The sequence below is a fragment of the Planomicrobium sp. MB-3u-38 genome (assembly GCF_002836425.1).
Lineage (GTDB): Bacteria > Bacillota > Bacilli > Bacillales_A > Planococcaceae > Planococcus > Planococcus okeanokoites.
In genome coordinates, this window is the sequence record NZ_PJBO01000060.1 from 248,061 (window position 1) to 271,696 (window position 23,636).

Genomic DNA, 23,636 nt, shown 5'->3' on the forward strand with positions numbered 1-23,636 from the left:
TTCTATGGCTACGCTGACAGTAGAAGCGGCAAAACCTTATGAGGTCCATATTGGACAGGGTATGTTAAAGGTGCTTCAGGAAAATTACAGGGGAATGCTGGAAATCACGGATAAAATCGGCATCATTGCGGATGAGAAAGTTGCTGCGCTTCATCTGGATTATCTGAATGCACATTTAAAAGACACCGTTGAAATATTCATTTTTAAGATACCAGCAGGCGAACAGGCAAAATCGATCGACTGTTTCATGGATTGCCAAACATTTCTGCTGGATCATAATTTTTCAAGAAAATCGATCCTCTTGGCATTTGGCGGCGGAGCAACTGGGGACTTGGCTGGATTTGTCGCTTCCACTTACATGAGAGGAATCCGGTTTATCCAGATTCCCACCACTGTTTTAGCCCATGACAGTGCTGTAGGCGGAAAGACAGCCATCAATCATCCTTCCGGCAAAAACATGATAGGGACTTTTTATCAGCCCTCGGCAGTTATTTACGACACGCATTTTCTGAAGACATTGCCAGTGCAGGAAGTCCGTTCGGGCATGGCTGAAGTTATCAAGCACGCTTTTATTTCCAATAAAGACTGGCTGGCTGAACTATTGGCTGTCAACGACTTTTCTCAAATGGATGAAAAGGACTTGGCTGTTCATCTGGAGAGAGGGATTGCGGTCAAATCGGCAATTGTCGAAGAAGATGAGTTCGAAAGCGGTGTCCGGAAGTTCCTGAATTTCGGTCATACACTGGCGCATGCTATTGAAGCGGTGTCCGGTTATGGCACAATTACACACGGTGAAGCGGTGGCGATCGGTATGGCTTATGCATTGGAATTATCAGGTCATGAAAAATCGGGGGAATTTCTGGAATGGTGCATGAAAAACAAGTATCCGCTGAACGCCATCGATAAACTGAGTTTTGAAAAGCTGTCAGCTGTAATGAAAAAAGACAAGAAGTCGTCGGAAGGTTTATTGAACTTTGTGCTGTTGAAAGAGACAGGCAGACCATATATGGAAACAATCGATGAACAAACGGCGAGAAGGACATTTATGGCGTTGAGCGCAAAGTTAGGAGAGATGCATATATGATGATGCGGGGCATAAGAGGGGCAATTACCGTTTCTGCCGATAATCCGGAAGAAATATTGAGTGAGACAAGAAAACTGGTACTGGAAATGGCTGAACAAAATCAGATAGACCCGGAACTGGTCGCTTCAGTAGTGATATCGACGACCACTGACATTTCTTCGGCTTTTCCAGCCAAGGCTGTCCGGACGATTGAAAATTGGACGTTTGTGCCGGTGATGTGCACCCATGAAATGGATGTGCCCGGCAGCATGCCTTTATGCATACGGGTGATGATGCATGTCAATACACCGGTAACGCAAAAAGATATTCATCATGTCTATATGAATGATGCGGTAAAATTGCGTCCCGACCTTTTAAAAGACAGCAAGGTGCATAAGCGGTGAAAAAGAATATTCTTATTATAGGTCTTGGGCTGATAGGCGGTTCTTTGGCAAAAGCTTTAATGCGGCATGACAATGCCTTGATAGTTGGCTATGACACAGATGCGCTGACTGTCCGGAAAGCTTATAAAATGGGCATCATCCACCGGGCTGCATTGTCCCTGGAGGAAGCGGCTTCTGAAGCGGATTTCATTATACTGGCAACTCCCGTAGGCGCTGCGAAGAAACTGCTGCAGCAAAGCCGTTTCTGGAATTTGAAGGATGATGTGATCATCAGTGACACTGGCAGCACCAAAATGGAGATTATGGAAGCTGCTGAACAAATGGACCGTGTGTTCATTGGCGGCCATCCAATGGCGGGCTCCCATAAGAGCGGTGTCGAAGCGGCAAAGGACGTCCTTTTTGAAAATGCTTACTATATTTTAACTCCAGGGCTTCTGGCTGAAGACTCACACATAGATGAACTGAAAAGCCTGCTGTCAGTGACAAAGGCGAAAGTTGAAGTGCTGACGGCTAAAGAGCACGATCACATGACTTCGATTGTCAGCCACTTCCCGCATCTGATCGCCGCTTCACTGGTGCATCAGCTTGACCGGGAACAGGCCAATCCGTTTACAAGGCAATTGGCAGCGGGCGGGTTTCGTGATATTACCCGCATAGCGTCTTCGGATCCGATCATGTGGAGGGACATCACTACACAGAATAACGGCATGATTACGGCACAGTTAAACTTATGGATAGAAGAAATGTCCAAATTAAAGGATTTACTTGAAATTAATGAAGAAGAGCCGATACGGCAATATTTCGAGAAAGCTAAATCCGTGAGGGATCAATTGCCGATTGCAGGGCATGGCGCCATGTATTCGGTATTCGACCTTTATATTGATATTCCGGATGTTCCCGGTGTCATCTCTGAACTGACCGGTTACCTGGCAGAAGAGAAAATCAGCATCGTCAATCTGCGTATTCTGGAAACACGTGAAGATGTTTTCGGGATTCTAGTGATGAGTTTTCAAACCGCTGAGGACCGGGAAAAGGCGAAAGCGTGCATTGCTGAGCGTACGGTATACGATGTCTATATTTCATAAAGGGAGGAAACAGAGTTGTCAACGATTTTGAAATTCGAGAAATCCTCATTAAAAGGCACGGTTACAGTGCCGGGCGATAAATCAATTTCTCACCGCTCCATAATGTTCGGTGCCATCGCTTCTGGAACGACCACTGTCGAAGGTTTTCTGCTGGGGGCTGATTGTCTGAGTACAATCGCCTGTTTCCGGAAACTGGGTGTGGAAATTGATCTGCGAGGCAGTCAAGTAACCATCAACAGCAAAGGCATCGGAGGATGGAAGGAACCGGATGAAGTTTTGGATACCGGCAATTCCGGAACAACCACCCGGCTGATGCTGGGGCTTTTAGCCAGTACGCCATTCCATACAGTCGTGGCTGGAGATGAATCGATCGCCAAGCGTCCCATGAAGCGGATCGTCGACCCTCTCAGATTAATGGGGGCGGATATTCGTGGCCGATCAAACGGACAGTTCACTCCACTGGCAATTCAAGGCACTCGCTTAAAGGCTATCGATTACACTTTGCCGGTTGCCAGTGCACAGGTGAAATCCGCAATTTTGCTGGCAGCCTTGCACGCAGAAGGAAGAACGACAATTGAAGAACCAGTAGCGACAAGAGACCATACAGAAATCATGCTCCGTCATTTCGGAGCGGATATCAATCGCCATGAAAATGTCATCGAAGTGGCCGGCGGGCAATCGCTGTCAGCCCGTCATGTGAAAGTTCCTGGCGATATATCTTCTGCAGCATTCCTCATCGGAGCAGCGCTTATAACACCTGGAAGTGAAATCCGTTTGGGAAATGTGGGCACTAATCCAACAAGGACGGGGATTCTGGATGTAATCAGCCAAATGGGCGCTGATTTTGATATTGAAGAGAAAGAAACTGAGGGAGAACGTTCTGCGGACCTGGTGATCCGATCTTCAAAACTCAAAGGAATTGAAATCAGCGGTGCGTTGATTCCTAGGCTGATTGATGAAATACCGATCATCGCTTTGATCGCCACTCAATGCAATGGCGTTACCGTTATAAAAGATGCTGAAGAGCTGCGTGTAAAAGAAACAGACAGAATTACGGCTGTGGTCGATGAACTTTCCAAAATGGGCGCTGACATTACAGCGACCGATGATGGAATGGTTATCCATGGTCCGACTGCGATCAATGGTGCGGACATGAAAACTTATGGTGATCACAGACTCGGAATGATGGCTGCAGTAGCTGCACTGGCAGCTTCAGGTCCGGTGACAATTGACGACCCGGATTGTATTGCGGTGTCTTATCCAGGATTTTTTGGACATCTGAATAGCCTGCTTGTCTGACTCTCCTTCGGGGGGGTTTTTATTATGCTTAAATCAGCGTATCGTGTAGGATGGAAGTAGGAAATTGAAAGAATAGGTGATTGTATGGCAACTGTAGAAGAGATTCAAAAAGCTGTAGAGACAGGGGATATGGGTAAACTGAATGCACTGTTGGATTCTTATTTATTGGAAGGTGATCCGGATGAACAATACGGGTTATCGGAATGGCTGGGGGAAATCGGGTTTGTCGAAGAAGCTGTCAAAGTGCTGGAGCATCTCGAGTATCTGTTTCCTGAAGAAAGCCAGTTGAAGATCGACAGGGCCAATCTGCTGATTGAAGCTGACCGTGAAGACGAAGCTTTAAACCTGTTGATGGAAATTCCGAAGGATGATGAATACTATGCTCAGGCACTGGTTACACTGGCGGATTTATTTCAGCTGCAAGGCTTGATGGAAGCGGCAGAGAACCGCTTGAATGAAGCTATTGCCTTGCTTCCTGCTGAACCGCTGCTGATGCAGGCGAAAGCGGAGCTGCTATTGGATTCCGGAAGGTATTTGGAGTCTGCGAAAATTTATCAGGATCTTAAATCTGATGGCGTTGAAATTGATGGCGTCAATTTTTCTGAACGCCTGGCAGAAGTATACAGCGCTGGTGCTGCTTATGAAGAAGCGCTGCTATTTTATGAAGAAGCACTGGAGGATCAGGTTCAGCCTGACGTTCTATTCGGTGCAGCTGTTGCTGCATTTCAGACACAGCAGTATGAACGTGCGGTTCAGCGGCTTGATGAATTGATTGTGCTGGATCCCGATTATTTTTCAGCTTATTTATTGAAGGCACAGAGCCTTAATATGGCCGAGGATTATAAAGCTGCCTATGAAGCCATTAAAGAAGGCTTAAAGAGAGATGAATTCGATAAGGAATTATACCTATTTGCAGGCAAACTGGCGTTGAAGCTGGGGAACACCGAAGATGGAGTGGAAAATCTCAGGCAGGCTGTCGCTCTGGATCCCGAATACATGGAAGCGATCTTTGCCCTTGTGTCCTATTTCCATTCGAAGGAAATGGACGAAGAAGTGCTTGAACTTGTAGAAGCGGCAATTGAAAGCGGGGACGACTGGGCAGGATTATATCCGATGGTCGCCGAAGCCTATGAACGAACTGAACAATTTGAACAAGCCGCCACTTATTTTGACTTATCTTATCCCGCTTTCCGCGAAGATTCGGAATTTCTCGGGAAGTATGTCCGTTTCCTGATTGAAGAAGGAAAAAGGGAACGTGCTCTTGAAATATTAAAAGAGTTGCAGGTTTTGGAACCAGACAATCAGGAATGGCTGGATATGCAGCAATCTTTCGAATGAGAGGAGGATTTTACATGACCGCTTCAGTCTCAGTAGGGGATAAAAAGCAGTTTGTGCGATGGTTTCTTCAATCATATAAAATGAAACGCAGGGAATGCATCTGGATCTTGAATTACATGCTCAGCAATGATGAGCTTCTTGAAAAAACCCATTTCGTTGAAGAAGCACATTATTGCCCCCGTGCAATGGTTATGTCCTCGACAGAATCAAAAGAATTGCCGTTCCGTTTTTATAAGGGCAATTTGATGACTGCCGATGCTGAAAAATCTTTTCATGACCTGCGGTTAAACCCGGAGCAGGATCTTTATCTCCAATTGAATTTTCCCAACCGGCCGCCAACGCCGCTCTATTTATCTGTACTTGAAGAAAATCCATATATACCATTGGATGAAACCATTAATGAACAGGATCGGAAGCTTGCGGAAGACATTCTGGCAGACAGCTTGTCTTCTTTCCAGGAGGAAAAGCTGCTGAAACAGATTGACGAAGCATTGGATGCCAATGACAAAGAGAAATTCTTCGAATTGTCCACTTTGCTGCATAACATACAAGCGATCAAGAAAATGAAAGGTGAGTAGATTACATGCATTTTATCGGCAAAGACATGGACCAGTACCTGAGCCAAAAAGATTATGTGGATACAGCGGTAGTGCCGTTGCTGCAATTGGACTTGAGTGAGGCGGGCCTAAAGTCAAGCGCTGGCGCCTCGGAATATCTCCAGTCTCTCACTGCTATGCTGGAAAAACAATTTAAAGGGCGCATTTTACTGTTTCCACCTGTGGCGTATACGAAAAACGCAGACAGAAACAGATTGTCTGAAGAAATTTCATCAGAAATGGAAAAGGCAGGCTTCAAGCATGTGTTTTACATGACAACGGACGCTGAATGGCGTTCAGTTGAAGAGTTGAAGAATGTCTTATGGCTGCCGGCGATTCCAACCGAACATATGGACAGGAATTTCAAGCAATCAGTGATGGAAGACCAGTTGCGGCAAGTGCTCCCATTATTTTTAAAAGAATGGTCATAAGCTTCATGAAATGTTCACAAACTGGCTTTTAGCTTCACAGCATTATTGACCTGCACTTTCGATTGATATATCATTAGGTTGTCCTAGTAATTATATTTGAATGAGTATGTCCATTGGACTGACCTTGAATGTTAGAGGGGGGAAAAGGATGAGTAACAATCGTGTATCACGACGTCAATTTTTAGGCTACACATTAACAGGAGTCGGCGGATTCATGGCAGCAGGAATGCTGATGCCGATGGTTCGTTTTGCAGTTGACCCGGTTCTTCAGCAGAAGGGCGCAGGCGACTTCGTATTGACTGATCAACGTGTGGAAGATATCACTGAAGAACCAGTGCGTGTCGATTTTACATTTGAACAAACAGATGCATGGTATGTATCTGAAGTAACGAACTCAGCTTGGGTCTACAAAGAAGGCGATAAATTGATCGCACTTTCACCGGTCTGCAAACATTTGGGCTGTACAGTAAACTGGGCCGGCGATCCGGAACACCCAACGCAATTTTTCTGCCCATGCCACGCCGGACGTTATGAGAAAAATGGACAGAATATCGCAGGAACGCCACCGCTTGGGCCACTCGATGAATATCTTGTCGAAGAGCAAGATGGCTATGTAGCTATCGGCGCAGTAAGACCAAACACATTAGTTTAATAGTTAGGGGGTACGACACCAGTGCTAAACAAGTTATATGATTGGGTTGATGAGCGTCTGGACATTACGCCGATCTGGCGTGATATTGCAGACCATGAAGTACCGGAACACGTAAACCCCGCACACCACTTTTCAGCATTCGTTTATTGTTTTGGGGGATTGACGTTCTTCATCACGGTAATTCAGATCTTATCCGGTATGTTCTTAACTATGTACTACGTACCAGATATCGAGAATGCCTGGCAGTCGGTTTATTATCTCCAGAATGAAGTAGCATTCGGAGAAATCGTGCGCGGTATGCACCACTGGGGAGCTTCTCTTGTAGTAGTTATGATTTTCCTTCATACGCTTCGCGTATTCTTCACAGGTTCTTATAAAAAACCGCGTGAATTGAACTGGGTAGTAGGCGTTATGCTTTTCGGTGTCATCCTTGGATTGAGTTTCACAGGCTACCTGCTTCCATGGGACATGAAAGCATTGTTCGCTACTAAAGTTGGTATCGAAATCGCTGCTTCCGTTCCATTGATCGGCGGTATGATCAAAGTATTGCTAGCCGGGGATTCTACGATTCTTGGTGCACAAACCTTGACCCGTTTCTTCGCCATTCATGTATTCTTCTTGCCTGCTGCTTTGCTTGGGTTGCTTGCGGCGCATTTTATCATGATTCGGAGACAGGGTATTTCAGGCCCATTGTAAGCAATGCGGCTTAACGGATTTTTAAAGGAGGGGACACTATGCATCGCGGAAAAGGGATGAAATTTGTAGGGGATTCGCGTGTACCAGGAATGGAACATCGCAAACCGAATATCCCGAAAGATTATTCCGAATACCCTGGCAAGACAGAAGCTTTTTGGCCAAACTTCCTTTTGAAAGAATGGATGATTGGTGCAGTCTTCTTGATCGGTTATCTGCTTTTGACTGTCGCTCACCCGTCACCTCTTGAAGGTCAGGCGGATCCGACTGATACAGCTTATATTCCATTGCCAGACTGGTATTTCTTATTCTTATATCAATTACTTAAATACGAATTCGCTTCAGGCCCATTCAATGTTGTAGGTGCCATCATTATTCCAGGTCTCGCATTCGGGGCATTGGCTTTGGCTCCATTCTTGGATCGCGGACCGGAAAGACGCCCGTCAAAACGGCCTCTTCCAACAGGCTTCATGCTTTTGGCAATCGCTTCAATCATCTTCCTTACTTGGGAATCCGTAGCTAACCATGACTGGGAAGCTGCTGAAGCTCAAGGCCAGATTACAGAAGAAGTTGAAATCGATACATCCGATCCTGGGTATGAAATATATGCAGGTGCCGCTTGTATCAGCTGTCACGGTGGTAATTTGGAAGGAGCTGTCGGACCTACACTGGTAGGAACTGGCTTGTCTCCGGAAGAAATCGCTGAAATTGCTGTCAACGGTATCGAAGAAGGCGGAGTACAATCCATGCCGCCGTCTTGGGATGGTACAGAAGAAGACCTGCAGGTTATGGCAGAATTCATCTCAGGTCTTGAAGCAGAATAACATACTAAAAAAAGAGCCGGGAAACCGGCTCTTTTTTGCTATCTTGAAAGGAAGAAATCCAATGCTTTCCTTTGTCAATAAATTGTCCGCCTGGCTGATGTTCAAGCCATTCCTGTTATTGCTGTTTTTTGTGAATTTGGGCGGAACCATTTACGGTTACATATGGTATGGATGGCAACTGGCCATCACTGAACCTAAATATTTGATATTTGTACCGGACAGTCCGACTGCCAGCCTTTTCTTCACGATTGTATTGGGATTATGGCTGATCGGGAAACGGAGCAGCCTGATTGAAGCTCTCGCTTTTATCACTTTGATCAAATACGGATTATGGGCAGTGGTGATGAATATTTTAACGTTGTGGCAGACTGGGGATATTGGATGGCTGGGTTGGATGCTGGTGGTTTCACATTTCGCCATGGCATTGCAGGCGGTCCTGTATCTCGACCATTACCGGTTTGGTTGGCTCGCTGTGTCACTGGCTGCAGTCTGGACATTGCATAATGATGTAATCGACTATGTTTTTGGACAAATGCCTATATACAGCAGTTTGTCAGCATACAGCAATCAAATCGGCTACTTTACATTCTGGTTGTCGATTGCATGCATTGCATTCGCCCTCTTTGCAGCCTGGCTCAATAAGCCCACGCCGTTTCAGTTGACCAACACTGACCAAACCAAGTAAAATAAGTGCAACAGATAGTAAAGAAAGGGTGTTAGGACATCATGGGCTTAGGTTCATATCTCATCTATTTCGCAGTCTTGTTGATCCTGCCTTTATGGGCTCAATTTAAATTGAAGAAAACTTACGGCAAGTATTCGAAAGTGCGTTCGACATCCGGTCATACCGGTGCTCAAGTTGCCCGTATGATATTAGATCAGAATGGATTATACGATGTTAAGGTTATTGAAAGCCGTGGGATGTTAAGTGACCACTACAATCCACTTAAAAAAACTGTAGCTTTATCTAGCCATAATTTTCATGAAGCATCTGTAGCCGGAACAGCGGTCGCTGCACACGAAGTTGGACATGCAATCCAGGATGCTGAAGATTATTCGTTTCTTCGCTTGCGGCACCGGTTGGTACCGCTTGTGAATATTTCATCCAATATGTCCTGGGTGTTCATCATGATCGGTTTCTTCGCGCAACTCAGCGGGGCTTTGCTGATTGGTATCGTCCTATTGGCGATGGGTGTCATTTTCCAGATCATCACTTTACCGGTTGAGTTCAATGCTTCCAATAGAGCGATGGACCAATTGCTGTCAGCCAATATAATCCGCAACGAGGAAGAGCCTCACGCGAAAAAAGTATTGAACGCTGCAGCGATGACGTATGTGGCTGCTACAGCAGTTGCTGTTCTGGAACTGGCCCGCCTTTTATTGATCTACTCAAGCATGAACCGTTCATAATAACTAAAAAACCGTTCCGACGAAAATCGGAACGGTTTTTTTTAGCTATTTCGTTAATTTAACGGCATTTTCTGTTCATCCAATGTAAATCCTTCTCCGATGACATCATGGACTTCAATTACTGAAACGAAGGCATGAGGATCTACAGAGTTTATGATGTTTTTCAATCGGACGATTTCATTTCTTCCGACTACACAGTACAGCACTTCGCGTTCTTCTTTCGAAAAGTGGCCATAGCCGCGGAGTATCGTTATTCCACGGTCCATTTCAATCGCAATGCGGCTCGCAATCTCTTCCTGTGAGTTGGAGATGATCAATGCACCACGTCCCGAGTATGCGCCTTCCTGCACGAAATCGATTACCCGAGCCCCGACAAAGACGGCAACAAGTGTATACATCATCGAACGGTTATCAAGAAATGCCAGCCATGAAAGAAGGATGACTGCGGCGTCGAACAGGAACATCGTTTTCCCCATGCTCCATCCCACGTATTTCTGGACCAGTCTGGCGATGATATCGACGCCTCCGGTCGTGCCCCCGTAACGGAAAATGATGCCCAGGCCAGCTCCTACAAAAATTCCTGCAAACAGGGAGGCAAGGAACAAGTCGTGTTCCAGGTCAATCTGAATTTCATATACAAGAAATATCTTGAGAAAAACTGACACGGCAACTGTTCCAATGATTGTATAAAGGAACACTTTTTTCCCAAGCAGCTTCCAGCCTACAAAGAAAACTGGAATATTCAATAATAGGTTCATCAATGCGGGGTCCCAGTTAAGAAGGAAGTATAAGATCAATGTGATACCCGCGAAGCCGCCTTCACCCAGTTCGTTTTGGATATTAAAGTGAACAAAACCGAAACTGTAGATGGCGGCTCCCAATAAGATGAAGAAAATGTTTTTAACTTGTAGATTTTTCATTTGAGATCAACTCCATTCTTTTTGCTCAACTCTTGTATTATGGGTTATGGACAGGATTTTGACAACATCATCCCTTTTCTTTACGATTAAAACAGGAGTGTGAAGATATGGCACAGCAAAAAACAATGAAACATTTGCAGCAGGATGTTGATGATTATATATCGCAATTTAAAGAAGGCTATTTTACACCGTTGGAAATGATCGCCCGATTAACCGAGGAACTCGGCGAACTGGCCAGGGAAGTGAATCACGTTTATGGACCGAAGAAAAAGAAATCCAGTGAAACGGAAGCAAGCATTTCTGAAGAAATGGGTGATTTACTGTTCGTTTTAATCACGATGGCAAATTCATTGGATGTCGATTTGACGGACTCCCTGGAGCAAGTCCTGGAAAAATTCAATACAAGAGATAAAAATCGATGGACCAGAAAGGATGAAAACTGATGACTATTCGAGTTGCAATCGCAGGAGCGCGTGGAAGGATGGGACAGGAAGCCGTACATACAGTCATGAAAAATCCAAATATGGAGCTGGTTTCAGTTCTTGACTATAAGGAAGTCGGAGAAACCTTAGCGGATACCAAATTGTTTCCTCAAACTTTTACTGTGCCGATTTTTTTGAAGCTCGCTGAACTTAACAAAGAAACGAAACCGCAAGTTTTGTTAGATCTGACATCTCCTGAATCAGTCTACGAGCATACGCGTGAAGCATTGGAACTTGGAATCCGGCCGGTTGTGGGCACCACTGGATTTTCAGATGAGGAACTTAAAGAGCTCTCTGCTTATTCCGCGCAAAATGGGATAGGCTGCATCATTGCCCCGAACTTTGCTATAGGGGCGGTTTTGATGATGAAGTTCGCTGAACAGGCAGCCAAATACTTGCCGGATATAGAAATCATCGAGATGCATCATGATCAAAAGCTGGATGCGCCTTCTGGAACTGCCATGAAAACGGCTAACTTGATCGCTGACAAACGGGAAGCACATAGCCAGGGCCATCCGAAAGAAAAAGAAACCATTGCTGGAGCCAGAGGCGCAAATTATGACGGAATGCGAATTCACAGTGTGAGATTGCCAGGCTTGGTAGCACATCAGCAAGTCCTTTTAGGTGGAGAAGGCCAGCTATTGACGATCAGACACGATTCATTCAACCGTGGATCATTCATGTCAGGTGTAGCATTGTCCATCAATAAAGTGATGGAAATTGAAAGTTTGGTTTACGGTTTGGAAAATATAATCGACTAAAGGGGAAGATGGCATGAAAATCGCATTAATTGCGCATGACCGAAAAAAAGATGATCTGATTCAGTTTGTAATCGCCTACCAGCCAATATTAATGGAGAATTCATTGTATGCAACGGGGACCACCGGCCAACGGATCATTGATGAAACAGGTTTGCCTGTACATAAATTCCGTTCTGGCCCATTAGGAGGAGATCAGCAGATCGGCTCGATGATTGCACAGGATGAGATGGATATGATCATTTTCTTCCGTGATCCATTGACTGCCCAGCCACATGAACCTGATGTGACAGCGTTGATCCGCCTTTGTGATGTCTATAATATTCCGCTGGCGACAAATATGGGCACTGCGGAAGTGCTGCTGAAAGGCCTGAAAGAAGGCTTTGTCGACTGGCGCCTGATACGGGAACGCAGAGGATAGGAGTGTCAAAAATGCGTAAAATGAAAATAGGCATCACTTGCTATCCGACAGTCGGAGGATCGGGTGTTGTCGCGACAGAACTGGGTAAACTGCTTGCAGAAAAAGGGCACGAAATCCACTTCATCACTTCCAGTACACCGTTCAGGCTGAACAGGATGTATTCGAATGTATTCAGCCATCAAGTTGACGTCAATACGTATTCGGTCTTTCAATATGCCCCTTACGACATTGCGCTGGCGACGAAAATAGCCGAAGTGATCAAAAATGAAAAGCTGGATCTTTTGCATGTGCATTATGCGATTCCGCATGCTGTGTGCGCGATTTTAGGACGGCATATGGCAGAATCGGATATAGGGATCGTGACGACACTGCACGGTACGGATATTACGGTTCTGGGATCCGATTCTTCATTAAAAGAAGCCATACGCTACGGCATCGAAAAATCTGATGTAGTGACAGCGGTCTCCAATTCATTGCGGGATCAGACTTATGAACTGATCGACCCTGATCAAAGCATAGAAACGGTCTATAATTTTGTTGACGAAAGGGAATATCAAGTAAAAGATGCCGTTCATTTGAAAGAAGAGCTGGGTATTCTGGAAGATGAAAAAGTGGTGATCCACGTTTCCAATTTCCGTAAAGTTAAAAGAGTGGGGGATGTAGTTGATACATTCCACCGGATTCGCCAGCAAGTCTCCAGTAAATTGCTTTTGGTGGGTGATGGACCGGAAATGAGTGGAATACAAGAACAAGTAAAAGAGTTGAAATTGGATGAAGATGTGTTGTTTCTTGGTAAAAGGGATAATTTGTCAGAATTGTATAATATTAGTGAACTGAAATTATTGCTTTCCGAAAAAGAAGCATTCGGCCTGGTGATGCTGGAAGCGATGGCTTGCGGTGTGCCGGGAATAGGCACTAATGTCGGGGGAATCCCTGAAATTATCGAACCGGGGGAAAATGGTTATCTAGTTGAACTCGGCGATACCAGACAAGCGGCGATTCACGGAGTGGAGTTATTGAGCAACTCTGAACTCGGCAACAGATTAAGTGCAGGCGCAATCGACACTGTAGCATCCAAGTTCCATTCCAGCAGGATTCTGAAAGAATATGAAGATATTTACGAACGTTTGTTGAATAAAGGTGAGGGGCAATGAAGACAGCCATCGAAGTCATACTTAAACTGAAAGCTTCCGGTTTTGATGCTTACCTCGTCGGCGGTGCAGTGCGTGATTTCCTGCTCGGCAAGAACCCGAAGGATTTTGATGTTGCGACTTCAGCGGAACCTTTACAAGTGAAAGAGATTTTCAAACGAACAGTGGACACAGGAATTCAGCATGGAACTGTTCTCGTGTTAATGAATGGCAGCGGTGTGGAAGTAACGACGTTCAGAACAGAAGGCAATTACACTGATAACAGGCGACCGGATTCAGTGGAGTTCGTGAAATCACTTGAAGAGGATTTGAAGCGCCGGGATTTCACCATCAATGCCATGGCTATGACGGAAGACTTGGAGCTTGTCGATTTATTTGGCGGCCAAAAGGACTTGGAGCGAAAATTGATAAAGGCTGTGGGACAACCGGATGAACGTTTTCAGGAAGATGCGCTGCGGATGCTCCGGGCAATAAGATTTTCCGGTCAGCTGAATTTTTCCATTGAAGAACAGACGCTGGCAGCTATCACTAATAATGCGGCACTCATTCAAATGATCGCAGTCGAACGCATAAAAATCGAGTTGGATAAGATTCTGGCCAATCAGCATGTAAGGCGCAGCATTGCTTATATGAATCAATCAAGCCTAACCGATTATCTTCCGTCAGGCGGATTGTTCCGTACGGACTGGAAAAATTTTAAACCGACAGGTGATCCATTGAGCGGATGGCTATATGCTTTATGGTGGAATAGAAAAGAAGTGCCGGCTTTAGCTGGCTTTAAACTTTCAAATGAGGAAAAGAAAACTCTTGGGAAAGCTCTTGAAGCGGCAGCAATCGAAGAATGGAATCAATGGACTTTCTACCGCTTTACGCTCCGTCAACTGGAGCTTGCGGCTGCATTGACTGGCAGAGGCGGCGATCCGGCTCGACAAAAAAGCGGTTTGCCTATTCAAACTCAATCGGATTTAGCGGTTGATGGCCGTGATCTGATGGACTGGAGCGGCAAGAAGGCCGGCCCGTGGCTGAAAGAACTGCTCGAAGAGATAGAGCGCAAGGTCATATTCAATGAACTGGAAAATAAGAAAGAAAATATAAAGGAATGGTTCCTAAGTGAATATAACGGTAACGAATAAACTGGCGCAGCGATTGATGGAAGCATCCGGAGAACCGGTTTCTGGTCAGCAATTGGCTGATGAGTTCGGTATTTCTAGAACTTCTGTATGGAAACACATAAAAGATCTTCAGGAAAAAGGTTATGAGATCACTTCTGTTAAAAAGAAGGGATATGTATTGATGGGCCTCCCGGATTCACTTGAAGCTTCAACAATACAACCTTTGCTGAAAACTAAGCGCTTGGGTAAAACGATTGAATACAGAGCTTCGTGCGAGTCCACACAAATCATTGCTCACCAACTGGCACAAACCGGAGTTCCGGACGGAACCGTGGCGTTGGCTGAAGAACAGACTGCAGGCCGGGGGAGAATGGCCAGAAAATGGGATTCTGCATATGGCAAGGGCGTCTGGATGAGCATCATCCTGCGTCCTGATGTGCCGATTCAGCGCGCTCCACAATTCACTTTGATAGCAGCAGTAGCCGTTGTCAGGGCAATTGAGGAAGTCACCGGCTTAAGACCGGATATCAAATGGCCAAATGATATTCTGGTGAATGGAAAGAAATGTACCGGCATATTGACAGAGCTGCAATCGGATGCTGATGGAATCCAGGCATTGATTATCGGGATAGGGCTGAATGCCAACCAGGAACCCGCGGATTTCAGCGATGAAGTCAGGGATATCGCCACCTCACTGAAAATGGAATCTGGCGGGCATGTCAGTCGTCAGGAGCTTGTACGATCAATCCTATTCTATTTGGAACAGTATACGGAAATTTATGTAAAAGAAGGTTTTGGCGTTTTGAAACTGATGTGGGAAAGCTATTCCACCACAATTGGGCGGAAGGTCCGTGCCCGCATGGCAAAAGAGACGCTGGAAGGGATTGCGGAAGGCATCACCGATGATGGCGTACTTCAGCTCCGGACTGCTGATGGCAAGCTGCATGGCATTTATTCAGCGGACATCGAAATGGAGAAATGATAATTGTTTTTTGGCAGCATCTTCTGCTATAGTGTTTTTAACGGGCAGTATCTGATGAAGAACTGCACCGGTAAAAAAAGCTTTAACTTAAAACCTGTAAATCTGCCTTGATCTATTGTATGACAGGGACGGAAGAAATGAAGTCAAACATTTTCTGTCCTTCTGCCCATTTTGGGGGAAGGACTTTTTATATGCGGCTTTCTTCCGGGAAGGAGAGAGAAGTATTGCGAATCATTGAAACAATTGCGGGACTCCAGGAATGGGTGCAGGAAAAAAAGGATGCGGGTCTGAGCATCGGATTGGTGCCGACAATGGGCTTTCTGCACGATGGCCATCTGACACTTGTCGAAGCTGCGAAGAAGGAAAATGATGCAGTGCTGATGAGCATTTTTGTAAATCCCGCACAATTCGGACCGAACGAAGATTTTGAGCGCTATCCGCGAAATATGGCGCGGGATATGCAACTCGCTGAAACAGCGGGGACAGATGCAGTATTTGCGCCGACAGCCGAAGAAATGTATCCAAAGGAATCGGCTATTACAATATCCGCCGGCAGACTGGCGGATCAGTTATGCGGTAAATCACGGCCGGGACATTTTGAGGGCGTGCTGAAAGTGGTCACAAAGCTGTTTCACCTGGCGCAAGCTGACCGCGCATATTTCGGCCAAAAAGATGCGCAGCAATTAGCCATCATCGAGTCTTGGGTGGAAGATTTTAATTTTCCGCTGGACATAAGACGTGTTGCCACAGTCAGGGAACATGATGGACTGGCGAAAAGTTCACGCAATGTATATTTGAGCGAACAGGAACGTGCCGAAGCACCGCATTTGAAAAGAGCGCTTGAACTCGGCAAACAGGCTGTATTAGCCGGGGAGAATCCGGTTCCGCTCATGGAGCAGCATTTAAACGCCAACACTTCAGGACAGATAGATTATATTCAATTGCTGTCTTATCCTGAACTCACAGAAGACTTTGAAAGTGAAGTTATTTTGGCATTAGCTGTCCAATTTGAAAAAGCCCGTTTGATCGACAATCTTATATTTAATGTAAAGGGGAACTGAAAATGCTTCGTATGATGCTCAATTCAAAAATCCACCGCGCCACTGTCACCGAAGCCGATTTAAACTATGTCGGCAGTATCACAATCGACCAGGATCTGCTCGACGCAGTCGGCATGCTGCCGAATGAAAAAGTCCATATCGTCAATAATAATAACGGTGCACGCTTTGAAACCTATATAATTTCTGGGGAACGCGGCAGCGGTGTCATCTGTGTCAATGGAGCGGCAGCCCGCCTCGTACAAAAAGGCGATATCGTCATCATCCTGTCATATGCATATGTTATGGATGAAAATGCGCGTGACCATAAACCGGCCGTCGCGATCATGGATGGAGACAATAGGATCAAAGAAATCATCAGCTACGAACCAGAAGCAACTATTATGTAGGACCAAGCCTTCCAAAAGAAGGCTTTTTCTTTTTGCCCTGGCGGTTAATACATGTTCGTTCAAGAATCAGCCTTGTTTGGGGCTGAACAAAAAAGCGTAAAAGGGCTGGATATGTTACAATTTTTCCATAGGATTAGAAACCGTAGTTTTTCAAAATTAAAATGAGCCGGGCTCGCATTATGCCATTCGGAGCTGAGCGGGCGCTTGCGCTTTTCTATTGTCCAGACTCCGGCGACCCAGCTCTTCGGGTCATAAGCCAGTCCAGCTGCGTGGCTAATCGCCACTTCGCTGTTCTGTCTTATGCCTTTCAGAGCTAAACGGGTGCCGTCGCTTTTCTATTGTCCAGACTCCAACGGCCAACTCCTCGAGTCGTAAGTCTCTCTGGCTAGGCGGCTGAAAACACGCCGCTACGCCAGAGTGCCTTACGCTTGTCGGAGCTGAGCGGCCGTTTCCGCTTTTATATAATAGAATCACCTAAGAAAGAGGGATTGTCATGAACACAGATAAATATGTTGTCGTCGATATTGAGACGACGGGCCATTCCCCTGTAAAAGGTGATCGGATTATCCAATTGGCAATTGTTACGATTGAAAATGGCACCATTACAGATACATATACGAAATTTGTTAATCCTGGACGCAGAATTCCCATGTTCATTCAGGATCTCACTGGCATATCCGACGCTGATGTAGCACAAGCTGAGCCTTTCGAGGCATATGCTGAAACGGTTTTCGAGAAAATGCAGGATGCGATTTTCGTCGCTCATAATACCAATTTTGATCTCCCTTTTTTGCAAAAGGAATTGCAGCGCAGCGGCCTTCCGAAATGGCAGGGCCTAACTATGGATACTGTTGAATTATCCCGTTTGCTTTATCCGACGGCAATCAGCTATAAATTACAGGATATTACAGCTGATCTGGGCATATCGCTGGGCAACGCTCACCGCGCAGATGATGACGCTTATGCGACTGCTGAGCTTTTTTTACGGGCAAAAAACGATCTTGGACTTTTGCCATATGAAACTTTGGCTTTATTACATAAACGTTCGTTCCAATTAAAGTCCGACTTGTCTCGTCTGTTATATGAAGAAACTGCCAAAAAAAGAGGTTCACATCATAATGAGATGGATCAGTTCAACGGGGTGCCTTTAAAACTCAGGAAAAATCCGGCTAACCGGAAACGGGGGCAGTACCAGCCGAAAACAGACTGGCACAACAGGCTCGAAGAAGTTTTTCCTAATTTTGAGCGCCGTGAAAGCCAGTTTCAGATGATGTCCGCAATTCATGAAACATTGGAGAATGCTAATGAAATGGTCATAGAAGCGTCGACGGGGATGGGTAAAACCATCGCTTATTTATTGCCGGCGGCCAATCACGCGCTTGCAACAGGGAAACAGGTGCTTGTCAGTACGTATACTACCCATCTTCAAGACCAGTTATTATGGAATGAAGCGGGAATCGTAGAAAGATTCATAGGAGAACCTGTAAATATTGCCTTGATCAAGGGGCTTGGCCATTATATCGATCTTACAAGATTTACCGAAATATTATATGGTGAGGACGAATCCTATGATGAAACATTTACAATCATGCAAATCCTGATTTGGCTGACTAAAACGTCAACCGGTGATTTGAATGAATTGAATGTTTCAAGCGGCGGGCAATTATTGCTTGATAAGATAAGGCGATCACACACAAGAAGGCCAGGAAGTGAAGAAAAGTCGTATGATTTCTATGAATATGCACTGGAACTTGCCAGAAATGCAGATATTATCGTAACCAATCATTCTTACCTGCTTTATCAACCGCAATCCAGCCATCCACTATTGGAAGATGTCGATGCCGTCATCTGGGATGAAGCCCATCAGGCGGTCCAATCTGCTGTATCCCAATATGAAAAGACATTCGTTTATACGCAGTGGAAATATATATTTGGTCAAATCGGCACTTCTGAAGAAAAACAGTTATTTACAAAAATGAAATTGGCTGCTGAACAGACGGGTTTTGCGAGTGCGGCTGAAATGGTGAAGCTCGATGTGCTGTTTATCGGGTTCACTTCAATTTTTGACCGGATCAGCACATTACTTTCAATTGAGTTTTCTGAGAAGTTCAAAGCTCGGAAGCATAAGAAGAATTCACTTCTATTGAGTGAAATGAATTTGGATAAAAATGATTATACAGAACTTCTGCGCTTGCTGAATGAATGGATCGATCTTGCACAGACCATTTTGCAAAAAGCGGAAATGATCAATGAAAAATCGATTGAAGAGAAATTGACCATTGCTGAATGGCGTTATTGGACGCAGGAGCTTATGGTGAAAGCAGTTGAATTCAGTGAAATCTTCGTCTTTCCGGTCAATGACGAAGTCAGCTGGATCGAAGGGGATCTGCGCAGCCTTCCTAACAGCCTTTCCTTATATAAACGGCCGTTCGAAGTAAAGTCGATCATTGATAAAGTCACAGCCCCTATACGCGGTGATAAAGCGATCATCTGGCTGTCAGGCACAATGACCGTCCCATCCAATGAGCGTTTCATCGTGAGCCAGTTAGGTGTCCCAGCTTCAGTTCCGATCACCAAATATGAACCGCCTCAAGATTTTTATCAGGGAGCACGGGTTTTTGTCATAGAAGATATGCCTGATATTCAGCAAGTCTCCCAAATCGACTATATAGAAGCGGTAGCTGATGCGGTCATCCGTACAGTGCTGGTGACCGAGGGGCGTTGTTTTGTTTTATTCACCTCCCAGGATATGCTCCGCAAAACGGTGGAACTTATACAGGATACCGGCTTGCTCGATGACTATATGCTCTTTGCCCAGGGAATCTCTTCAGGCAGCCGGATGCGCCTGCTGAAATCATTCCAGCGTTTCCAGAAGTCCGTGCTTTTCGGTACGAACAGTTTTTGGGAAGGCGTTGATGTGCCGGGAGATGCGCTTCGTGCGGTGGTCGTCGTGCGGCTGCCTTTCACGTCTCCCGATGAACCGGTGTTCAAGGCGAAATCAGAAATGATATCCAAAGAAGGCATCAATCCGTTTCTGCATTATGCTTTGCCTGAAGCGGTATTGAGATTACGGCAAGGTTTTGGACGGCTGATCCGTTCCAAAGAAGACCAGGGAATGTTCATCGTATTGGACCGCCGCATTGAAACGAAATCCTACGGGCAGGAATTTCTCAATGCCCTTCCGGATGTGGGCGTATCAAAAGTGTCTTTGGAAAAGATGGTAACGGATATTGAACATTGGTATAATAAGCAATGAAAAATGAAAGGAAGGTCGTTCAGATGGAGTCGAAAATTGAAGTACTTTCCACTGTAAATGTCGCTTACCAGCCGGATTTATATAAAGTGGTGGACGCACTCAACCGCACGTTGAAGCATGATAATCTGATGTTCGGACTGGCACTCGATAAAGAAGATCCGGAGAAAGCGGTCTTCACGATTTATAAAACATAGGTTCAGGTGATGAAATGAAACAATGGATACTATTTATAGCAGGTTTTTTATCGTTTCTGGCGATTGTTCTGACCATCTTAATCCTGATTCTGGGCAATAAACCTTTTTCAGATGCGGAAGAAACCGCTATTGCAAAGGTTAAGGATGAAAACCTCCTTAGTGAAGTCAGCAGATCATATGTATATTCCAATGACCAGAAATCGGTTACTGTTATCGGGACAGACAGTGAAGGCAAATTAAAGGCGGTATTTGTGCCTATGGGAGGCCAGGAACTATCTGAAACGGAGCTGGAAGGCAAGATAACTGCCCAGGAAGCACGTGGCATCGCCTTCAAAGAAATGGAAGTCAAGGAAGTGCTTCATACTAAACTTGGCCAGGAAGACAATAAGACGATCTGGGAAGTTGTGTTTTTAACAGAAAACGATAAATTGAATTATGTTTACATTTCCGCAGAAGATGGTTCCGTCTATAAAAGGATTTTAAATTTGTGAAGGGATTGAAGACTTGTGATTAAATTAGCAAATCGTGTTCAAACTCTGACGCCTTCAACAACTCTGGCGATTACAGCGAAAGCCAATGAACTGAAAGCGCAGGGAGTCGATATAATCGGACTCGGAGCAGGAGAGCCGGATTATAATACCCCTGAAAACATCCTTCAGGCTGCTTATAAATCGATGATGGAAGGCAAAACGAAATATACGCCAGCTGGAGGTTTGCCTGCTTTAAAAGAAGCGATCATCGAAAAACTGAAACGTGATCAGCAACTGACATACGCGCCAGCCGAAGTGATGGTGGGTGTCGGGGCTAAACACGTCCTGTATACATTATTCCAGGTGTTACTGGATAAAGGTGATGAAGTCATTATCCCGATACCATATTGGGTTAGTTATCCTGAGCAAGTGAAACTGGCGGAAGGCGTGCCTGTATACATAGAAGCTACAGCCAGCCAGAATTATAAGATTTCACCTCAGCAATTGCGTGAGGCCATTACTGACCGCACCAAAGCGGTGATGATCAATACACCGAGCAATCCGACGGGAATGATCTATTCCAAGGAAGAGCTGCAGGAACTGGCGGAAGTTTGCCGTGAAAAAGATATTTTGATCGTTTCTGATGAAATTTACGAGAAATTGATTTATGGCGGAAGTGAACATGTATCGATCGCAACTTTATCTGAAGATGCAAAAAATCGCACAATCATTGTGAATGGTGTTTCAAAATCCCATTCCATGACAGGTTGGCGGATCGGTTATGCGGCAGGGGATTCTAAACTGATCAAAGCTATGACGAATCTTGCCAGCCATTCCACTTCGAATCCCACAACGACTTCACAATATGCTGCAATAGAAGCGTATAATGGTCCACAAGGGGCGGTTGAAGAAATGCGCCAGGCTTTTGAAAGCAGATTGGAAGAAATCTTTCCGAAACTGGAAGCAATCCCAGGCTTTAACGTAATTCGGCCGCAAGGGGCATTTTATTTATTGCCTGATGTGTCAGAAGCAGCGGAGAAGACCGGTTTTGCTTCAGTCGATGAATTCGTGGAAGCATTGCTGACGGAAGCGAATGTTGCGGTTATCCCTGGTTCAGGGTTTGGGGCACCATCCACAATCCGTCTATCTTACGCCATGTCGCTGGAAGCATTGAATGAAGCGGTGGAGCGAATCGGTGAATTCGTAACATCAAGATGGCAAAATTAAGTTGAAAACACATTCTTGGAGGCTAGTATGAAAAAAATCACAATTGCCGAAATGGCTAAATATAACGGTCAAACGATTAAACTGGGTGCTTGGGTCGCAAACAAACGCTCAAGCGGAAAAATCGCGTTTCTCCAATTACGCGATGGCTCAGGATTTGTACAGGGAGTAGTGGTGAAAGCGGAAGTCGGCGAAGAAGTATTCGCAGCAGCAAAAGCTTTGACTCAGGAAACATCCCTATATGTTACTGGGGAAGTAAAAGAAGATGAACGTTCTGCATTCGGCTACGAATTAGCGGTGACAGGCATTGAAGTGATTCACGAAGCGAAAGATTTCCCAATCACTCCCAAAGAACATGGCACAGAATTCCTGATGGATAACCGCCACTTATGGCTCCGTTCGCGTAAACAGCATGCAATCATGAAAGTCCGCAACGAGATTATCCGTGCTACGTATGAGTTCTTCAACGATAATGGTTTTGTGAAAGTGGATCCGCCGATTTTAACCGGTTCTGCACCTGAAGGCACTTCTGAACTTTTCGCCACGAAATATTTTGAAGAAGATGCATTCCTGTCTCAATCCGGTCAGCTTTATATGGAAGCAGCGGCTATGGCATTAGGAAAAGTATTCTCATTCGGACCAACTTTCCGCGCTGAAAAATCCAAGACCCGCCGCCACTTGATCGAGTTCTGGATGATCGAGCCGGAAATGGCGTTCATGGAGCACGATGAAAGCCTTGAAGTGCAGGAGCAGTTTGTTTCCTATATTGTTCAATCCGTGTTGAAAAACTGCAAACTTGAACTGGATCGTCTGGGCAGAGATACATCGAAACTTGAAAAAATCAAAGCTCCATTCCCGCGCATCACTTATGATGAAGCGATCAAATGGTTGAATGATAATGGCTTTAATGACATTGAATGGGGCGACGATTTCGGGGCGCCGCATGAAACAGCTATCGCTGAAAGCTATGACATGCCTGTATTCATCGTCAATTACCCGATCGGCATCAAGCCGTTCTATATGCAACCGCATCCGGAACGTGACGACGTTGTTCTTTGCGCAGATTTGATCGCACCGGAAGGTTACGGTGAAATCATTGGCGGATCTGAACGCATCTACGATTACGAGCTGATGAAACAGCGCATCAAGGAACATAACCTTGATGAATCTGCCTACGCTTGGTATTTGGAGCTCAGCAAATACGGCGCAGTGCCGCATTCGGGTTTCGGACTTGGGTTGGAGCGTACAGTAGCATGGATTTCAGGAGCAGAACACGTCCGCGAATCCATCCCGTTCCCACGTTTATTGAACCGTTTGTATCCGTAATAATTTTTAGAAGAAATATTCATGTAATTGAACCAAAAATAACACACTTGATAAATCGCTTCGGCGCTTAGGACAGTGCGAAGATTATGCTCCTGCGC

The 23,636-nt window shown here is 45.3% G+C and carries 26 protein-coding genes; 25 read left to right on the forward strand and 1 reads right to left on the reverse strand.

Annotation, left to right across the window (positions count from 1 at the left end; translation table 11 throughout):
* The first annotated feature begins 4 nt into the window (after positions 1 to 4).
* The 12 genes from aroB (at position 5) to CXF70_RS12420 (ending at position 9,795) form a co-directional block, all read left to right on the forward strand.
* Entirely contained in the window at positions 5 to 1,084 is a 1,080-nt protein-coding gene (gene aroB, locus CXF70_RS12365) for a 3-dehydroquinate synthase (protein WP_101802914.1), read from the forward strand.
* Positions 1,084 to 1,467, forward strand: coding sequence for a chorismate mutase (gene aroH, locus CXF70_RS12370; protein ID WP_101803048.1), 384 nt, complete (start codon positions 1,084 to 1,086; stop codon positions 1,465 to 1,467). The genes aroB and aroH overlap by 1 nt, the downstream gene beginning before the upstream one ends.
* Complete coding sequence (locus CXF70_RS12375; RefSeq protein ID WP_101802915.1) at positions 1,464 to 2,552, forward strand: prephenate dehydrogenase; 1,089 nt, start codon at positions 1,464 to 1,466, stop codon at positions 2,550 to 2,552. Before aroH ends, CXF70_RS12375 begins: the two co-directional genes overlap by 4 nt.
* A 15-nt stretch (positions 2,553 to 2,567) precedes the next feature.
* Positions 2,568 to 3,851: a 3-phosphoshikimate 1-carboxyvinyltransferase gene (gene aroA, locus CXF70_RS12380; RefSeq protein ID WP_101802916.1), complete on the forward strand. Its 1,284-nt coding sequence runs from the start codon at positions 2,568 to 2,570 to the stop codon at positions 3,849 to 3,851.
* Between the two features lie 84 nt (positions 3,852 to 3,935).
* Positions 3,936 to 5,189, forward strand: coding sequence for a tetratricopeptide repeat protein (locus CXF70_RS12385; RefSeq protein ID WP_101802917.1), 1,254 nt, complete (start codon positions 3,936 to 3,938; stop codon positions 5,187 to 5,189).
* A gap of 14 nt (positions 5,190 to 5,203) precedes the next feature.
* Complete coding sequence (locus CXF70_RS12390) at positions 5,204 to 5,767, forward strand: ReoY family proteolytic degradation factor (protein WP_084245526.1); 564 nt, start codon at positions 5,204 to 5,206, stop codon at positions 5,765 to 5,767.
* Between the two features lie 5 nt (positions 5,768 to 5,772).
* The gene (locus CXF70_RS12395) at positions 5,773 to 6,216 is read left to right on the forward strand and encodes a DUF2487 family protein (RefSeq protein WP_084245528.1); all 444 of its coding nucleotides are present in this window, start codon (positions 5,773 to 5,775) and stop codon (positions 6,214 to 6,216) included.
* Between the two features lie 148 nt (positions 6,217 to 6,364).
* A complete protein-coding gene (locus CXF70_RS12400) occupies positions 6,365 to 6,868 on the forward strand; it encodes a Rieske (2Fe-2S) protein (RefSeq protein ID WP_084245530.1) in 504 nt (167 codons plus the stop codon).
* Positions 6,869 to 6,889: 21 nt separating this feature from the next.
* Entirely contained in the window at positions 6,890 to 7,564 is a 675-nt protein-coding gene (gene qcrB, locus CXF70_RS12405) for a menaquinol-cytochrome c reductase cytochrome b subunit (RefSeq protein WP_084245532.1), read from the forward strand.
* A gap of 38 nt (positions 7,565 to 7,602) precedes the next feature.
* On the forward strand, positions 7,603 to 8,385 hold the full coding sequence (locus CXF70_RS12410; RefSeq protein ID WP_101802918.1) for a menaquinol-cytochrome c reductase cytochrome b/c subunit: 783 nt from the start codon (positions 7,603 to 7,605) through the stop codon (positions 8,383 to 8,385).
* Positions 8,386 to 8,446: 61 nt separating this feature from the next.
* The gene (gene lhaT / locus CXF70_RS12415) at positions 8,447 to 9,070 is read left to right on the forward strand and encodes a lipoprotein heptaprenylglyceryl N-acetyltransferase LhaT (RefSeq protein ID WP_084245536.1); all 624 of its coding nucleotides are present in this window, start codon (positions 8,447 to 8,449) and stop codon (positions 9,068 to 9,070) included.
* 41 nt (positions 9,071 to 9,111) lie between these two features.
* Positions 9,112 to 9,795, forward strand: coding sequence for a zinc metallopeptidase (locus CXF70_RS12420; RefSeq protein WP_084245538.1), 684 nt, complete (start codon positions 9,112 to 9,114; stop codon positions 9,793 to 9,795).
* 53 nt (positions 9,796 to 9,848) lie between these two features.
* On the opposite strand, the gene CXF70_RS12425 is transcribed toward CXF70_RS12420, so the two are convergent.
* On the reverse strand, positions 9,849 to 10,715 hold the full coding sequence (locus CXF70_RS12425; protein WP_101802919.1) for a YitT family protein: 867 nt from the start codon (positions 10,713 to 10,715) through the stop codon (positions 9,849 to 9,851).
* 107 nt (positions 10,716 to 10,822) lie between these two features.
* On the opposite strand from CXF70_RS12425, the gene CXF70_RS12430 reads away from it, so the two are divergent.
* From CXF70_RS12430 to asnS, 13 genes are all read left to right on the forward strand, one after another.
* Positions 10,823 to 11,158, forward strand: coding sequence for a nucleotide pyrophosphohydrolase (locus CXF70_RS12430; protein ID WP_084245542.1), 336 nt, complete (start codon positions 10,823 to 10,825; stop codon positions 11,156 to 11,158).
* A complete protein-coding gene (gene dapB, locus CXF70_RS12435) occupies positions 11,158 to 11,958 on the forward strand; it encodes a 4-hydroxy-tetrahydrodipicolinate reductase (RefSeq protein ID WP_101802920.1) in 801 nt (266 codons plus the stop codon). The genes CXF70_RS12430 and dapB overlap by 1 nt, the downstream gene beginning before the upstream one ends.
* Positions 11,959 to 11,971: 13 nt before the next feature.
* Positions 11,972 to 12,376, forward strand: a complete 405-nt coding sequence (gene mgsA / locus CXF70_RS12440; protein WP_084245546.1) for a methylglyoxal synthase — start codon at positions 11,972 to 11,974, stop codon at positions 12,374 to 12,376.
* Between the two features lie 11 nt (positions 12,377 to 12,387).
* Positions 12,388 to 13,530, forward strand: coding sequence for an N-acetyl-alpha-D-glucosaminyl L-malate synthase BshA (gene bshA, locus CXF70_RS12445; protein ID WP_101802921.1), 1,143 nt, complete (start codon positions 12,388 to 12,390; stop codon positions 13,528 to 13,530).
* Positions 13,527 to 14,660 carry a CCA tRNA nucleotidyltransferase gene (locus CXF70_RS12450; RefSeq protein WP_101802922.1) on the forward strand — a complete coding sequence of 378 codons (1,134 nt, stop codon included), beginning with the start codon at positions 13,527 to 13,529 and terminating at the stop codon, positions 14,658 to 14,660. The genes bshA and CXF70_RS12450 overlap by 4 nt, the downstream gene beginning before the upstream one ends.
* Positions 14,638 to 15,621: a biotin--[acetyl-CoA-carboxylase] ligase gene (locus tag CXF70_RS12455; RefSeq protein WP_101802923.1), complete on the forward strand. Its 984-nt coding sequence runs from the start codon at positions 14,638 to 14,640 to the stop codon at positions 15,619 to 15,621. The genes CXF70_RS12450 and CXF70_RS12455 overlap by 23 nt, the downstream gene beginning before the upstream one ends.
* 224 nt (positions 15,622 to 15,845) lie before the next feature.
* Complete coding sequence (gene panC / locus CXF70_RS12460; RefSeq protein ID WP_101803049.1) at positions 15,846 to 16,682, forward strand: pantoate--beta-alanine ligase; 837 nt, start codon at positions 15,846 to 15,848, stop codon at positions 16,680 to 16,682.
* A gap of 2 nt (positions 16,683 to 16,684) precedes the next feature.
* Positions 16,685 to 17,068 (forward strand): aspartate 1-decarboxylase, encoded by a 384-nt coding sequence (gene panD, locus CXF70_RS12465; RefSeq protein WP_101802924.1) that lies wholly within the window; start codon positions 16,685 to 16,687, stop codon positions 17,066 to 17,068.
* A 493-nt stretch (positions 17,069 to 17,561) separates the two neighbouring features.
* Complete coding sequence (dinG, locus tag CXF70_RS12470; protein ID WP_101802925.1) at positions 17,562 to 20,324, forward strand: ATP-dependent DNA helicase DinG; 2,763 nt, start codon at positions 17,562 to 17,564, stop codon at positions 20,322 to 20,324.
* Positions 20,325 to 20,347: 23 nt separating this feature from the next.
* Positions 20,348 to 20,518, forward strand: coding sequence for a YpmA family protein (locus CXF70_RS12475; protein ID WP_084245560.1), 171 nt, complete (start codon positions 20,348 to 20,350; stop codon positions 20,516 to 20,518).
* A gap of 14 nt (positions 20,519 to 20,532) precedes the next feature.
* Positions 20,533 to 21,009, forward strand: a complete 477-nt coding sequence (locus CXF70_RS12480) for a cell wall elongation regulator TseB-like domain-containing protein (protein ID WP_101802926.1) — start codon at positions 20,533 to 20,535, stop codon at positions 21,007 to 21,009.
* Positions 21,010 to 21,024: 15 nt separating this feature from the next.
* Entirely contained in the window at positions 21,025 to 22,215 is a 1,191-nt protein-coding gene (locus tag CXF70_RS12485) for a pyridoxal phosphate-dependent aminotransferase (protein ID WP_101802927.1), read from the forward strand.
* A 27-nt stretch (positions 22,216 to 22,242) separates the two neighbouring features.
* Positions 22,243 to 23,538 (forward strand): asparagine--tRNA ligase, encoded by a 1,296-nt coding sequence (gene asnS / locus CXF70_RS12490; protein WP_101802928.1) that lies wholly within the window; start codon positions 22,243 to 22,245, stop codon positions 23,536 to 23,538.
* Positions 23,539 to 23,636 lie beyond the last annotated feature (98 nt).